Consider the following 13,935-nt stretch of genomic DNA (forward strand, 5'->3'; position numbering starts at 1 on the left):
CTGTTCTTCGGAGCGTGGAAAGCTGATCACGAGTGGCGAGGGTGCCGGGCACGCTGTTGGGTATCTGAGGGTATGGCCGTATGGCTGCCTTCAGTGCCGGCCCCAGTGCACTCGGATCCGTTAAGGGTTCGGGGTGATGGGTGGCTGGTCGTTGTTTGAGAACTGCACAGTGGACGCGAGCATCTGTGGCCAAGTTTTTAAGGGCGCACGGTGGATGCCTTGGCACCAGGAACCGATGAAGGACGTGGGAGGCCACGATAGTCCCCGGGGAGTCGTCAACCAGGCTTTGATCCGGGGGTTTCCGAATGGGGAAACCCGGCAGTCGTCATGGGCTGTCACCCGCTGCTGAACACATAGGCAGTGTGGAGGGAACGCGGGGAAGTGAAACATCTCAGTACCCGCAGGAAGAGAAAACAACCGTGATTCCGGGAGTAGTGGCGAGCGAAACCGGATGAGGCCAAACCGTATACGTGTGAGACCCGGCAGGGGTTGCGTGTACGGGGTTGTGGGATCTCTCTTTCACAGTCTGCCGGCTGTGAGACGAGTCAGAAACCGTTGATGTAGGCGAAGGACATGCGAAAGGTCCGGCGTAGAGGGTAAGACCCCCGTAGTCGAAACGTCAACGGCTCGTTTGAGAGACACCCAAGTAGCACGGGGCCCGAGAAATCCCGTGTGAATCTGGCGGGACCACCCGCTAAGCCTAAATATTCCCTGGTGACCGATAGCGGATAGTACCGTGAGGGAATGGTGAAAAGTACCGCGGGAGCGGAGTGAAATAGTACCTGAAACCGTGTGCCTACAAGCCGTGGGAGCGTCGCGCATTGAGTTTACTCAATGCGTCGTGACTGCGTGCCTTTTGAAGAATGAGCCTGCGAGTTTGCGGTGTGTTGCGAGGTTAACCCGAGTGGGGAAGCCGTAGCGAAAGCGAGTCCGAATAGGGCGTTTCAGTAGCACGCTCAAGACCCGAAGCGGAGTGATCTAGCCATGGGCAGGTTGAAGCGGAGGTAAGACTTCGTGGAGGACCGAACCCACCAGGGTTGAAAACCTGGGGGATGACCTGTGGTTAGGGGTGAAAGGCCAATCAAACTCCGTGATAGCTGGTTCTCCCCGAAATGCATTTAGGTGCAGCGTCGTGTGTTTCTTGCCGGAGGTAGAGCACTGGATAGGCGATGGGCCCTACCGGGTTACTGACCTTAGCCAAACTCCGAATGCCGGTAAGTGAGAGCGCGGCAGTGAGACTGTGGGGGATAAGCTCCATGGTCGAGAGGGAAACAGCCCAGAGCATCGACTAAGGCCCCTAAGCGTACGCTAAGTGGGAAAGGATGTGGAGTCGCACAGACAACCAGGAGGTTGGCTTAGAAGCAGCCACCCTTGAAAGAGTGCGTAATAGCTCACTGGTCTAGTGATTCCGCGCCGACAATGTAGCGGGGCTCAAGCGTACCGCCGAAGTCGTGTCATTGCAGCTATAGGGCCAACGCCCGCTGTGATGGGTAGGGGAGCGTCGTGTGCCGGGTGAAGCAGCCGCGGAAGCGAGTTGTGGACGGTTCACGAGTGAGAATGCAGGCATGAGTAGCGATACACACGTGAGAAACGTGTGCGCCGATTGACTAAGGGTTCCTGGGTCAAGCTGATCTGCCCAGGGTAAGTCGGGACCTAAGGCGAGGCCGACAGGCGTAGTCGATGGATAACCGGTTGATATTCCGGTACCCGCTGTGAAGCGTCAAACATCGAACCAGGCGATGCTAAGTCCGTGAAGCCGTTCCGGACCCTTCGGGGAAAGGAAAGTGGTGGAGCCGACGAACCAGACTTGCAGTAGGTGAGTGATGGGGTGACGCAGGAAGGTAGTCCATCCCGGGCGGTGGTTGTCCCGGGGTAAGGGTGTAGGACGAACGGTAGGCAAATCCGCCGTTCACATAGTCTGAGACCTGATGCCGAGCCGATTGTGGCGAAGTGGATGATCCTATGCTGTCGAGAAAAGCCTCTAGCGAGTTTCATGGCGGCCCGTACCCTAAACCGACTCAGGTGGTCAGGTAGAGAATACCGAGGCGTTCGGGTGAACTATGGTTAAGGAACTCGGCAAAATGCCCCCGTAACTTCGGGAGAAGGGGGGCCACGTCTGGTGAGAGCACTTGCTGCTCGAGCTGGGGGTGGCCGCAGAGACCAGCGAGAAGCGACTGTTTACTAAAAACACAGGTCCGTGCGAAGCCGTAAGGCGATGTATACGGACTGACGCCTGCCCGGTGCTGGAACGTTAAGGGGACCGGTTAGTCACTCTTCGGGGTGGCGAAGCTGAGAACTTAAGCGCCAGTAAACGGCGGTGGTAACTATAACCATCCTAAGGTAGCGAAATTCCTTGTCGGGTAAGTTCCGACCTGCACGAATGGCGTAACGACTTCTCGACTGTCTCAACCATAGGCCCGGTGAAATTGCACTACGAGTAAAGATGCTCGTTTCGCGCAGCAGGACGGAAAGACCCCGGGACCTTTACTACAGTTTGATATTGGTGTTCGGTTCGGCTTGTGTAGGATAGGTGGGAGACTTTGAAACGTGGACGCCAGTTCACGGTGAGTCGCCGTTGAAATACCACTCTGGTCGTGCTGGATGTCTAACCTGGGTCCGTGATCCGGATCAGGGACAGTGTCTGATGGGTAGTTTAACTGGGGCGGTTGCCTCCTAAAGAGTAACGGAGGCGCCCAAAGGTTCCCTCAGCCTGGTTGGCAATCAGGTGTTGAGTGTAAGTGCACAAGGGAGCTTGACTGTGAGACCGACGGGTCGAGCAGGGACGAAAGTCGGGACTAGTGATCCGGCGGTGGCTTGTGGAAGCGCCGTCGCTCAACGGATAAAAGGTACCCCGGGGATAACAGGCTGATCTTCCCCAAGAGTCCATATCGACGGGATGGTTTGGCACCTCGATGTCGGCTCGTCGCATCCTGGGGCTGGAGTCGGTCCCAAGGGTTGGGCTGTTCGCCCATTAAAGCGGTACGCGAGCTGGGTTTAGAACGTCGTGAGACAGTTCGGTCCCTATCCGCTGCGCGCGCAGGAATATTGAGAAGGGCTGTCCCTAGTACGAGAGGACCGGGACGGACGAACCTCTGGTGTGCCAGTTGTTCTGCCAAGGGCATGGCTGGTTGGCTACGTTCGGGAGGGATAACCGCTGAAAGCATCTAAGCGGGAAGCCTGCTTCGAGATGAGTATTCCCACCCCCTTGAGGGGTTAAGGCTCCCAGTAGACGACTGGGTTGATAGGCCGGATGTGGAAGCCCAGTAATGGGTGAAGCTGACTGGTACTAATAGGCCGAGGGCTTGTCCTCAGTTGCTCGCGTCCACTGTGTTAGTTCTGAGGCAACGACTGTTGCCGGCTAGAGCTGAAAACAAGTAAAAAGTGTGCTTGTTCGCTCGAAACCATTAGGGTTTCGGTGGTCATAGCGTAAGGGAAACGCCCGGTTACATTCCGAACCCGGAAGCTAAGCCTTACAGCGCCGATGGTACTGCAGGGGGGACCCTGTGGGAGAGTAGGACACCGCCGAACAATCTTTGGAAGGACCCCTGGTCCCAGCGTTCAGCTGGGGACCAGGGGTCCTTTTTGTTTTTCTGTAGCGCGCCGGGTACCCGGGTGCGCGAGAATGTTTGCGGTACCGAAGACAGGAGTCACCGATGTCCACCAACTCTCCCGACGATCGACCGGAGCGCGACCAGCGGCGACGGGACAGTAGTGGGGACCGTGACAACCGTGGCGGCGACCGCGGTGACCGTGGCGGCTTCCGTCGAGACAACGACCGTGGTGGTGCGGGCCGGCGCGACGACCGTCGTGACGACCGTGGGCCGCGCCGTGATGATCGTGGTGAGCGTCCTCCCTTCCGTCGTGACGACCGGCGTGATGACCGCCGGGATGACCGGGGTTCGCGTCCGGCGTTCCAGCGTGACGATCGCGGTGACCGTGGCCCGCGCCGCGACGACCGTGGTGAGCGTCCTCCCTTCCGTCGTGACGACCGGCGTGATGACCGCCGGGATGACCGGGGTTCGCGTCCGGCGTTCCAGCGTGATGACCGCGGTGACCGTGGCCCGCGCCGCGACGACCGTGGCGAGCGTCCCCCCTTCCGTCGTGACGACCGGCGTGATGACCGCCGGGATGACCGGGGTTCGCGTCCGGCGTTCCAGCGTGATGACCGCGGTGACCGTGGCCCGCGCCGCGACGACCGTGGCGAGCGTCCCCCCTTCCGTCGCGATGACCGACGCGATGACCGGCGTGATGACCGGCGTGATGACCGCCGTGACGATCGAGGTTCGCGTCCCGCGTTCCAGCGTGATGACCGTGGGCCGCGCCGCGACGACCGTGGTGAGCGTCCCCCCTTCCGTCGTGACGACCGACGCGATGACCGGCGTGACGACCGGGGTTCGCGTCCGGCGTTCCAGCGTGATGACCGCGGTGACCGTGGGCCGCGCCGCGACGACCGTGGTGAGCGTCCCCCCTTCCGTCGTGACGACCGGCGTGATGACCGCCGGGATGACCGGGGTTCGCGTCCGGCGTTCCAGCGTGATGACCGCGGTGACCGTGGCCCGCGCCGCGACGACCGTGGCGAGCGTCCCCCCTTCCGTCGTGACGACCGACGCGATGACCGGGGTTCGCGTCCGGCGTTCCAGCGTGATGACCGCGGTGACCGTGGGCCGCGCCGCGACGACCGTGGTGAGCGTCCCCCCTTCCGTCGCGATGACCGGCGTGATGACCGTCGGGACGACCGTGGGGATCGCCCCGCCTTCCGGCGGGACGACAACCGTGGTGGTGGCTACGACCGGGGTGACCGTGGGCCGCGTCGGGACGACCGTGGTGGACGGCCCGGTGGGTCCGGAGGTGGGTTCCGGGGCCGTGACGGGCGGGACGACCGTCGGGACGACCGGCGTGGCGGCGGGCCTCGTTTCCGCGACGAGCGGGACCGGGACCGTGAGCCGATCAAGCGGCTGCCGATCCCGGAGGACGTCACCGGCGACGAGATCGACAAGGACGTACGGCAGGAGCTCCAGAGCCTGCCCAAGACGCTCGCCGAGGATGTCGCCAAGAACCTCGTGATGGTCGCCCGGCTGATCGACGAGGACCCCGAGGGTGCCTACGGGTACTCCAAGGTGGCTCTGCGGCTCGCTTCGCGTGTCGCCGCCGTGCGGGAGGCCGGCGGGTTCGCCGCGTACGCCACCCAGAGGTACAGCGAGGCGCTCGCCGAGTTCCGGGCCGCGCGGCGGATGAGCGGCGGTGTCGAGCTGTGGCCCGTCATGGCCGACTGTGAGCGTGGGCTCGGGCGGCCGGAGAAGGCGCTCGACATGGCCGGTGCTCCCGAGGTGAACAAGCTCGACAAGGCCGGCCAGGTGGAGATGCGGCTCGTCGCGGCGGGTGCCCGGCGTGACTTGGGGCAGCTGGATGCGGCCATCGTGACGTTGCAGAGCCCCGAGCTCGCTGCCGGCTCCGTCCAGCCGTGGACCGCGCGGCTGAGGTACGCGTACGCCGACGCGCTGCTCGCCGCCGGGCGTGAGGGCGAGGCACGGGAGTGGTTCGCGAAGGCCCTCGAGGCCGACCGGGACGGCAGCACGGACGCCTCCGACCGGCTCGCCGAGATGGACGGGGTGGACTTCGTCGACGCCCTGGACGAGGACGAGGACGAGGTCGACACCGAGACCGAGACTGAGATCGACGAGACTGTCGTCGAGCAGGCGGCGGAAGCGGAAGAGGCCGAGGACTCGGTCGAGGGTCAGGTCGGTCGTGACGAGGCCGAGCACGTTGTCGTCGACCGTGACGAGGACTGACGCAGGCCGGTAGCAGCGGCGAGGGGCGGGATCCGGTGTCCACCGGGTCCCGCCCCTTCGTGCGTTCGGGGGTGCGGTGCGTTCAGAGGTCGAGCGCGCGCAGGACCAGGCCCGATGCGGGTTTCGGGCCGAACGATGTCGACTTGCGGGGCATCGTGACGCCCTGCCGGGCGAGATCGCGGACGACCTCCTCGCGGACGGGGTGCAGGAGGACCGCCGTACCGCCGTCGCGTTCCGCCTTGCGTACCGTCGCGGCGGTGTCGTGGATGTAGGCGATGCGGGTGGGGTCGTCCTCGGGGATGTGCCAGATGTGGTCGAGGAGCGTGGCGTGCAGGACCGTGGCGTCCAGGGTGCGCCAGGCCTCGGGGAAGTCGGCGGGGATCGTGCGGTCGAGGAGTGCCGGGTCCGGTCGGTCGACGAGGTGGAAGGCGCCGTCGCCCGCCAGCAGGAACCCGTTGCCCGCGCAGACCGCGTCCGCGAGGGCGTCGAGGGCCTCCGCGAGCGGGACGTCCAGGCGCTGGACGCGGAAGCGGCCGTCGAGCGCGGCCAGGGCGTCGGCGACCGGAAAGCCGTGCAGCAGGCGGTGGATGGCGCGGACGCGCAACGGGAAGCGGGCGGTGTCGACCAGGAGGACCAAACCGTGGTCCCAGGGGCTGGGGGAGGGGTGCTCCGCGCGTAGACGCAGGTAGGTCGCCCAGCGGTGGTGTCCGTCGGCGATGAGGGCCTGGTGGTGGGCCAGGTCCGTGAGGACGCGGGCCGTCTCGGCGGGGTCGGTGATCGCCCAGAGGCGGTGGCTGTAGCCGTCCTCGGTGGTGGTGGAGAGAAGCGGGGGCCGCTCCGCCGCGCGGTCCACGATCTCGGCGGCGGTGCCGTTGCCGCGGTAGGTGAGGAGGAGGGGCTCGAGGTTGGCGTGCGTGGCGCGCATCAGGGCCGCGCGGTCCGCGACGATGTGCGGCATGACGTCCTCGTGAGGGAGGACGATTCCCTCCGAGGGCTCCGAGACCCGCAGGGTGCCGATCAGCCCGCGCTGGAGCATGCCGTCCGCGTGGCGCTGCTCGTAGACGTACAGGGCGGGCTCGGGGTCCGCGGTCAGGACGCCCTCGGCCAGCCAGCCGCGCAGGGTGTCGGCGGCCTGTTCGTTGCGGGCGGCGGGAGTGGTGGCCTGGGGCAGGATCAGGCGGACGATGTTGTACGGGTCCGCGTCCTGGAGGTGGTGCAGGCCGTCGGGGCGGACCACGACGTCGTACGGCGGGGAGGTGACGGCGGCGAGACTGCCGACCCGGTCGGGGTCGTAGCGCAGGCCTCGGAACGGGGTGAGTTCCAGGCCTCGGGGCGCCGTTGCTTCCGAGTGACCTGCTGAGTTCATCCCGGCATCGTACGTCTGTCGGTGGCATGCGGGATGATCGGGGGAAAGCGGAGCGAACGAGGAGCGATGTGGAATGAGCCGGAGCGTCAGGACGAGGCCCGAGGGCAGTGGGCAGGCCCTGAGCGAGGCGTACGACACGGCGCTGCTCGACCTGGACGGGGTGGTGTACGCGGGGGGCAACGCCATCGCGTACGCCGTCGAGTCGCTGGCCACCGCGCGTGCGGGCGGGATACATCTCGCGTACGTCACCAACAACGCGCTGCGGACGCCGGACGCGGTGGCCGGGCATCTGACGGAGCTGGGGATACCGACCGGCGCCGACGACGTCATCACCTCGGCGCAGGCCGTCGCGCGGCTGATCAGTGAGCAGGTGCCGGCCGGCGCGCGGGTGCTGGTGATCGGCGGGGAGGGGCTGCGGGTCGCGCTGCGCGAACGCGGGCTCGAGCCGGTGGAGTCGGCGGACGACGATCCGGCGGCCGTGGTGCAGGGGTTCGGCGGGCCCGATCTGCCGTGGGGGCGGTTCGCGGAGGCTTCGTACGCCGTCGCGCGCGGGGTGCCGTGGTTCGCGTCCAACACCGACCTGACGATCCCCAGCGGGCGTGGCATCGCGCCGGGCAACGGCGCGGCGGTGCAGGTCGTGCGGATCGCCACCGGTGCCGAGCCGCAGGTCGCGGGCAAGCCGTTGCCCCCCATGCACCGGGAGACGATCCTGCGGACCGGCGCCGAGCGGCCGTTGGTCGTCGGGGACCGGCTGGACACGGACATCGAGGGGGCGTTCAACGGCGAGGTCGATTCGCTGCTCGTCCTCACCGGCGTCACCGACGGGGCGCAGCTGCTCGCCGCGCCGCCGCAGCACCGGCCGACGTATGTCGACGCCGATCTGCGGGGGATGCTCACCGGTCAGCCCGAGGTCGCCGTGGACGGCGACGGCTTCCGCTGCGGTGGCTGGACGGCGAGCGCGGGTGCCGAGAGCCTGGAGCTGGCGGGGGACGGCGAAGCCCTGGACGGGCTGCGGGCGTTGTGCGCGGCGGCCTGGACGGCGGCCGGTGAGGGGACGTGCGAGCTGGACGGAGGGAAGGCGCTGGCGCGGCTGGGGTTGTGAACCGCCGGGCCGGAAGAGGAGCGGGTGGTGGGGCCGCGAAGCGGTGATGCTGTGAACCCTGGCGCGGGCGTGACCAGGGATCGAGGCGTGTTGGCAGGGTAGGCTAACCTAACTGCGTGTTGGTCGACAGTGTTCCCGAACAGCGCGCGGAGACCGCCCCCGCGCCTCCAAAACGGCGGGCGATACGTTCCGTCGGATTGCTCGCCGCCCTGGCGCTCCTGCTGCTGGTGGCGATGGCGAGCATCGCCGTAGGGGCCAAGGAGCTGTCCGTGGCGCAGGTGCTGCACGGGCTGTTCGAGGGCTCGGGGACCTACGCGGACGTCGTGGTCGACGAGCGGTTGTCGCGGACCGTGCTGGGGCTGCTCGTCGGGGCCGCGCTCGGGCTCTCCGGTGCCGTGCTCCAAGCGCTGACGCGCAATCCGCTGGCCGACCCCGGGCTGCTCGGTATCAACGCGGGCGCCTCGGCGGCCGTCGTCACCGCCATCACGTACTTCGGTGTCACGAGCCTGACCGGCTATGTGTGGTTCGCCTTCTTCGGGGCGGCCGCCGTCGGTGCGCTGGTCTGGTTCCTCGGCGGGAGCCGGGGAGCCACGCCGGTGCGGCTCGCGCTCGCCGGCACGGCGATCAGTGCCGCGCTCTACGGCTATCTCCAGGCCGTGATGATCATGGATGACGCGGCGCTCGCCAGGATGCGGTTCTGGACGGTCGGTTCGCTGTCCACGGCGACCGACGAGACCATCCGGCAGGTGCTGCCCTTCCTGGTCGTCGGCACCCTTCTCGCGTTCGTCCTCGCCCGGCCGCTGAACGCCGTGGCGATGGGCGACGACACCGCCAAGGCGCTCGGCGCCGACCTCAACCGCACGCGGGCGCTGTCGATGCTGGCCGCGACCGTGCTGTGCGGTGCCGCGACCGCCGCCTGCGGGCCGATCGTCTTCGTCGGGCTGATGGTCCCGCACGTCGTCCGCTCGTTCACCGGCCCCGATCTGCGCTGGATCATGCCGTACGCGGCCGTCCTGTCCCCGGTGCTGCTGCTGGGCTCCGATGTCATCGGCCGGGTCGTGGCCCGGCCCTCGGAGGTCCAGGTCGGCATCATCACCGCGATCATCGGCGGGCCGGTCTTCATCTTTCTCGTACGACGGCGGAGGACGGCCCAGCTGTGAAGACCGCGCAGAAGATCACCCACGGCCGCCCTCGGGCGCTGCGCACCCCGGGTGGGTTCTCCGTCCGGCTGGAGCCGCGGGCGCTGATCGTCGTCGCCGCGCTGGTGGTGGCCGCGCTCGCCGCGAGCGTGGTGCTGATCGGCACCGGCGACTTCCCGATCCCGGCCGCGGACGTCGTGAAGACGCTGCTCGGCGACGGCAACGCCGGTCAGGAGTTCATCGTCAACGAGCTGCGGCTGCCGCGGGTCCTGGTGGGCCTGCTCGTCGGGGCCTCGCTGGGGCTCGGCGGTGCGCTCTTCCAGGCCGTGGCGCGCAACCCGCTGGGCAGCCCCGACGTGCTGGGGCTCGGGCAGGGCGCGACGGCCGGCGCGCTCGTGATGATCGTGCTGTTCTCCGGGAGCGCCGCCCAGGTGACCGTCGGCGCGCTGGTGGGCGGCCTGGTGACCGGAGCCCTCATCTACCTGCTGGCATGGAAGCGGGGCGTCCACGGGTACCGGCTGGTGCTCGTCGGCATCGGCCTCTCGGCGATCGCGACGGCGGTCAACGGCTATCTGATGACCAAGGCCGACTTCGTCGACGCGGCCCGCGCGGTCGTGTGGATGACCGGCACCCTCGACGGCCGTGACTGGAAGCAGGTCTGGCCACTGCTCGTACTGGCCTGCGTGCTCGTGCCGCTCGTGCTCGCCAACGCGCGCGGGCTGCGGATGATGGAGATGGGCGACGACGTCTCCCACGCGCTGGGGGTGCGGGTGGAGCGCGTCCGGCTGGTGCTGATGGTCTCCGCCGTGCTGCTCACCGCGGCCGCCACCGCCGCCGCGGGGCCCGTCAGCTTCGTGGCGCTCACCGCGCCGCAGCTCGCCCGGCGCCTGACCCGCTCGCCCGGGCCCAACCTCGTGCCGTCCCTGTGCATGGGCGCCGCCCTGCTGGTCATCGCCGACTGGGCCTCGCAGCGGCTCTTCGGTGACGGACAGCTGCCCGTGGGCGTGGTCACCGGTGTGCTGGGCGGGGTGTACCTGCTGTGGCTCCTCGTCACCGAGCGCAGGGCGGGCCGGATATGAGCGCCGCGGTCGACGACAACGGCCGCCCGGCCGACCGGAACAACCCAAGGAGCACCGTGAACCGCCTGTCCGCCGAGAACGTCACCCTCGCCTATGACCAGCGGGTCATCGCCGAACAGTTGTCGGTGGAGATACCGGACAACTCCTTCACGGTGATCGTCGGCCCGAACGCCTGCGGCAAGTCGACGCTGCTGCGGGCGCTGTCGCGGATGCTGAAGCCGAGTCGGGGCCGGGTGCTGCTCGACGGGCAGGTCATCCAGTCGATGCCCGCGAAGAAGGTCGCGCGGACGCTGGGGCTGCTGCCGCAGTCGTCGATCGCGCCCGACGGGATCACCGTCGCCGACCTCGTGGGCCGCGGCCGCTACCCGCACCAGGGCATCCTGCGCCAGTGGTCGGCCGAGGACGAGCGGATCGTGCAGGAGTCCATGGTGCAGACCGGGGTGGCCGAGCTCGCCGACCGCTATGTCGACGAGCTGTCCGGCGGTCAGCGCCAGCGGGTGTGGATCGCGATGGCCCTTGCCCAGCAGACACCGCTGCTGCTGCTCGACGAGCCGACGACCTACCTCGACATCCAGCACCAGATCGACGTACTGGACCTGTGCGCCGAGCTGCACGAGGAGCAGGGGCGCACGCTCGTCGCGGTGCTGCACGACCTCAACCACGCGGCCCGGTACGCCACCCACCTGATCGCGCTGAAGGGCGGCGAGGTGATCGCGCAGGGCACGCCGAACGACATCGTCACCGCCGGGCTGGTGGAGGAGGTCTTCGGGCTGCGCTGTCAGGTCATCGACGACCCGGAGACGGGGACCCCGCTGGTGGTGCCGGCGGCGCGCAAGGCACGGGCCGGGCAGGCGGTGCGGGCGGTCGCTACAGAAGTTTCCTGAGCTGGAACAGATCGCGCAGCCCCGCTTCGAGCTTCACCCGGCCCGAGGCCCAGGCCTTGGCGAAGTTCAGCTCGCCGGCGACCAGCGCGACCAGGTCGTCGCCGGTCATGGTCAGCCTGATCTCGGCCTTCTCCACCGGAGGCCCCTGAAGGGTGTCCTGCACGACGATCCGGCCGTCCGTCATCCGGCCGACGAACGTGACGTCCAGGTCGGTGATCCGGCAGCTCACCGAGCGGTCCAGGGCGGCGGCCGTCCGGGCGTCCCCTTCGGCGCTGCGCATGTTGTCCGAGAGCTTCTCGAGTGCGGCGTGGCACTCCTCGATCGTGGCCATCGTGATCGACGGTACCCCAGGCCTTCGAGGTAGCGTCTTCGCATGAGCGACACAGCGCCGGATCCGGAGCCGGAGCCGGGGACGGAGACCGTGCCCGAGGAACAGGAGCGGGAGCGGGAGCACGATCCCGCTGCACCCGCCCCGCTGGGCGTCCCGCGGACCCCCACCGGCAACGCGGAGGCGGACGCGCTGCTGGACCGGCTGGCGGATGCCGACCACCTCGCCACCGACGGACACGTCGAGGTGTACGAGGATGTACACCGGGGGCTGCGCGACGCGCTCACCGCGCTCGACGCCCGCCCGGGACCTCCGGTTCCCACCCGTCACCCGACCACCACCCCGCAATGAGACCTCCGGGTCACCCCGCTCGACCGTCACACCAACACAGGAGCTGAACCGAACGTGGCAGGAGTCGCACGACGCCGTCTGGACGCGGAGCTGGTCCGCCGCAAGCTCGCGCGCTCGCGTGAGCATGCCGGCCAGCTGATCGCCGCCGGGCGGGTCAGCGTCGGCAAGACGGTCGCGACCAAGTCCGCGACCCAGGTCGAGACGGCGGCCGCGATCGTCGTCGCCGTCGACGGCGACGACCCCGACTACGTGTCCCGGGGCGGCCACAAGCTCGCCGGCGCGCTGGCCGCGTTCGTGCCGCAGGGGCTCCTGGTGGAGGGGCGGCGGGCGCTGGACGCCGGCGCGTCGACCGGCGGGTTCACCGATGTGCTGCTGCGGGCGGGGGCCGCGCACGTGGTCGCCGTGGACGTCGGATACGGACAACTCGCGTGGTCTCTGCAGAGCGATGAACGCGTCACCGTCAAGGACCGTACGAACGTACGCGAGTTGACGCTTGAAGCGATCGATGGGAAGCCTGTGGATCTTGTCGTGGGGGACTTGTCCTTCATCCCGCTGGGGCTGGTGCTGCCCGCCCTGGCACGGTGCACCGCGCCGGACGCGGACCTGGTGATGATGGTCAAGCCGCAGTTCGAGGTGGGGAAGGAACGGCTCGGCAGCGGGGGTGTCGTACGGAGTCCGCAGCTGCGGGCGGAGGCGGTGCGCGGTGTGGCGGGGAAGGCGTGGGACCTGGGGCTCGGGGTGAAGGGTGTCACCGCCAGCCCGCTGCCCGGACCTTCGGGCAATGTCGAGTACTTTCTGTGGCTCAGGGCCGGGGCGCCTGCGCTCGACCCGGCCGATGTTGACCGTGCAGTTGCGGAGGGGCCGCGTTGACTCAGAACCGAGCTCGTACTGTTTTCCTGCTCGCCCACACCGGGCGGCCCGCGGCCATCCGCAGTGCCGAGCTGGTCGTCAAGGGCCTGCTGCGTGAGGGCATCGGGGTGCGCGTCCTGGAGTACGAGGCCGCCGACCTGCCGCTGCCCGAGGAGGTGGAGCTGGTCTCCGAGGCCACCCCGCAGTGCCTGGAGGGGTGTGAGCTGCTCATCGTCCTCGGCGGCGACGGCACGCTGCTGCGCGGCGCGGAGTTCGCGCGGGCGTCCGGGGTGCCGATGCTGGGCGTCAACCTCGGGAGCGTCGGCTTCCTCGCCGAGGCCGAGCGCGACGACCTCGACAAGGTCGTCGACCGGGTGGTGACGAAGGCGTACGAGGTCGAGGAGCGGATGACCGTCGATGTCGTCGTGCATCGCAACGGGGACATCGTGCACACCGACTGGGCGCTGAACGAGGCGGCCGTGCAGAAGGCCGGCGCGGAGAAGCTGCTCGAAGTGGTGCTGGAGATCGACGGGCGGCCGGTCACCGGGTTCGGGTGCGACGGGATCGTGCTGTCCACGCCGACGGGGTCGACCGCCTACGCGTTCTCGGCGGGCGGACCCGTGGTGTGGCCCGAGGTCGAGGCGCTGCTGATGGTGCCGATCAGTGCGCACGCGCTGTTCGCGAAGCCGCTGGTGACCTCGCCCGACTCCGTGCTCGCGGTGGAGGTGCTGCCGCACATTCCGCCGGGCGTTCTGTGGTGCGACGGACGGCGGACCGTCGAGCTGCCCGCCGGTGCCCGGGTGGAGGTGCGGCGGGGGGCTGTGCCGGTCCGGCTGGCCCGGCTGCATCACGCGTCGTTCACGGACCGGCTGGTGGCGAAGTTCGCGCTGCCCGTCTCCGGCTGGCGAGGGGCGCGTCACTAGCGGTCCGTACGCCCCGGCGCCCCGGTGCGACTGCACTCAGCCGGGTGACACGGTGCCGTCGATACACATTCTTCACCTGCGGGTTCCCCTTCCGGGGCCGGGGGGCGTCGCACTTCCTCCCCCCG

General features: G+C 68.3%; 11 protein-coding genes and 2 rRNA genes. 11 read left to right on the top strand and 2 right to left on the bottom strand.

What is annotated here, in order from left to right; genetic code table 11:
• The first annotated feature begins 187 nt into the window (after positions 1-187).
• The 4 genes from OG933_RS33570 to OG933_RS33585 all read left to right on the top strand — a co-directional run bounded on the left by OG933_RS33570 (position 188) and on the right by OG933_RS33585 (position 5,789).
• Positions 188-3,310: ribosomal RNA gene (locus tag OG933_RS33570) — 23S ribosomal RNA — on the top strand.
• Positions 3,311-3,411: 101 nt separating this feature from the next.
• A 5S ribosomal RNA gene (gene rrf / locus OG933_RS33575) occupies positions 3,412-3,528 on the top strand.
• A 201-nt stretch (positions 3,529-3,729) separates the two neighbouring features.
• Positions 3,730-5,064, top strand: a complete 1,335-nt coding sequence (locus tag OG933_RS33580; protein WP_405630592.1) for a hypothetical protein — start codon at positions 3,730-3,732, stop codon at positions 5,062-5,064.
• A complete protein-coding gene (locus tag OG933_RS33585) occupies positions 4,956-5,789 on the top strand; it encodes a hypothetical protein (RefSeq protein WP_405633584.1) in 834 nt (277 codons plus the stop codon). The genes OG933_RS33580 and OG933_RS33585 overlap by 109 nt, the downstream gene beginning before the upstream one ends.
• An 82-nt stretch (positions 5,790-5,871) precedes the next feature.
• On the opposite strand, the gene OG933_RS33590 is transcribed toward OG933_RS33585, so the two are convergent.
• Entirely contained in the window at positions 5,872-7,155 is a 1,284-nt protein-coding gene (locus OG933_RS33590; RefSeq protein WP_405630595.1) for a DUF1015 domain-containing protein, read from the bottom strand.
• A 73-nt stretch (positions 7,156-7,228) separates the two neighbouring features.
• Between OG933_RS33590 and OG933_RS33595 the strand changes: the two genes are divergently transcribed.
• From OG933_RS33595 to OG933_RS33610, 4 genes are all read left to right on the top strand, one after another.
• Positions 7,229-8,257, top strand: coding sequence for an HAD hydrolase-like protein (locus OG933_RS33595; protein WP_405630598.1), 1,029 nt, complete (start codon positions 7,229-7,231; stop codon positions 8,255-8,257).
• Positions 8,258-8,373: 116 nt separating this feature from the next.
• Positions 8,374-9,417, top strand: coding sequence for an iron chelate uptake ABC transporter family permease subunit (locus tag OG933_RS33600; RefSeq protein WP_362528209.1), 1,044 nt, complete (start codon positions 8,374-8,376; stop codon positions 9,415-9,417).
• Positions 9,414-10,475 carry an iron chelate uptake ABC transporter family permease subunit gene (locus OG933_RS33605; protein ID WP_362528211.1) on the top strand — a complete coding sequence of 354 codons (1,062 nt, stop codon included), beginning with the start codon at positions 9,414-9,416 and terminating at the stop codon, positions 10,473-10,475. Before OG933_RS33600 ends, OG933_RS33605 begins: the two co-directional genes overlap by 4 nt.
• On the top strand, positions 10,472-11,359 hold the full coding sequence (locus OG933_RS33610; RefSeq protein WP_405630601.1) for an ABC transporter ATP-binding protein: 888 nt from the start codon (positions 10,472-10,474) through the stop codon (positions 11,357-11,359). Before OG933_RS33605 ends, OG933_RS33610 begins: the two co-directional genes overlap by 4 nt.
• On the opposite strand, the gene OG933_RS33615 is transcribed toward OG933_RS33610, so the two are convergent.
• Positions 11,343-11,690: an alkyl sulfatase C-terminal domain-containing protein gene (locus OG933_RS33615; protein ID WP_405630602.1), complete on the bottom strand. Its 348-nt coding sequence runs from the start codon at positions 11,688-11,690 to the stop codon at positions 11,343-11,345. The two genes, OG933_RS33610 and OG933_RS33615, sit on opposite strands and share 17 nt — an antisense overlap.
• Before the next feature lie 42 nt (positions 11,691-11,732).
• Between OG933_RS33615 and OG933_RS33620 the strand changes: the two genes are divergently transcribed.
• The 3 genes from OG933_RS33620 to OG933_RS33630 are packed head-to-tail and all read left to right on the top strand — an operon-like array spanning position 11,733 to position 13,810.
• Positions 11,733-12,038, top strand: a complete 306-nt coding sequence (locus tag OG933_RS33620) for a hypothetical protein (RefSeq protein ID WP_362528219.1) — start codon at positions 11,733-11,735, stop codon at positions 12,036-12,038.
• Positions 12,039-12,092: 54 nt separating this feature from the next.
• Positions 12,093-12,908 (top strand): TlyA family RNA methyltransferase, encoded by an 816-nt coding sequence (locus OG933_RS33625; protein WP_020128150.1) that lies wholly within the window; start codon positions 12,093-12,095, stop codon positions 12,906-12,908.
• Positions 12,905-13,810: an NAD kinase gene (locus OG933_RS33630; protein ID WP_020128151.1), complete on the top strand. Its 906-nt coding sequence runs from the start codon at positions 12,905-12,907 to the stop codon at positions 13,808-13,810. The genes OG933_RS33625 and OG933_RS33630 overlap by 4 nt, the downstream gene beginning before the upstream one ends.
• Positions 13,811-13,935 lie beyond the last annotated feature (125 nt).

The sequence above is a fragment of the Streptomyces sp. NBC_00016 genome (assembly GCF_045040885.1).
Taxonomy (GTDB): domain Bacteria; phylum Actinomycetota; class Actinomycetes; order Streptomycetales; family Streptomycetaceae; genus Streptomyces; species Streptomyces coriariae.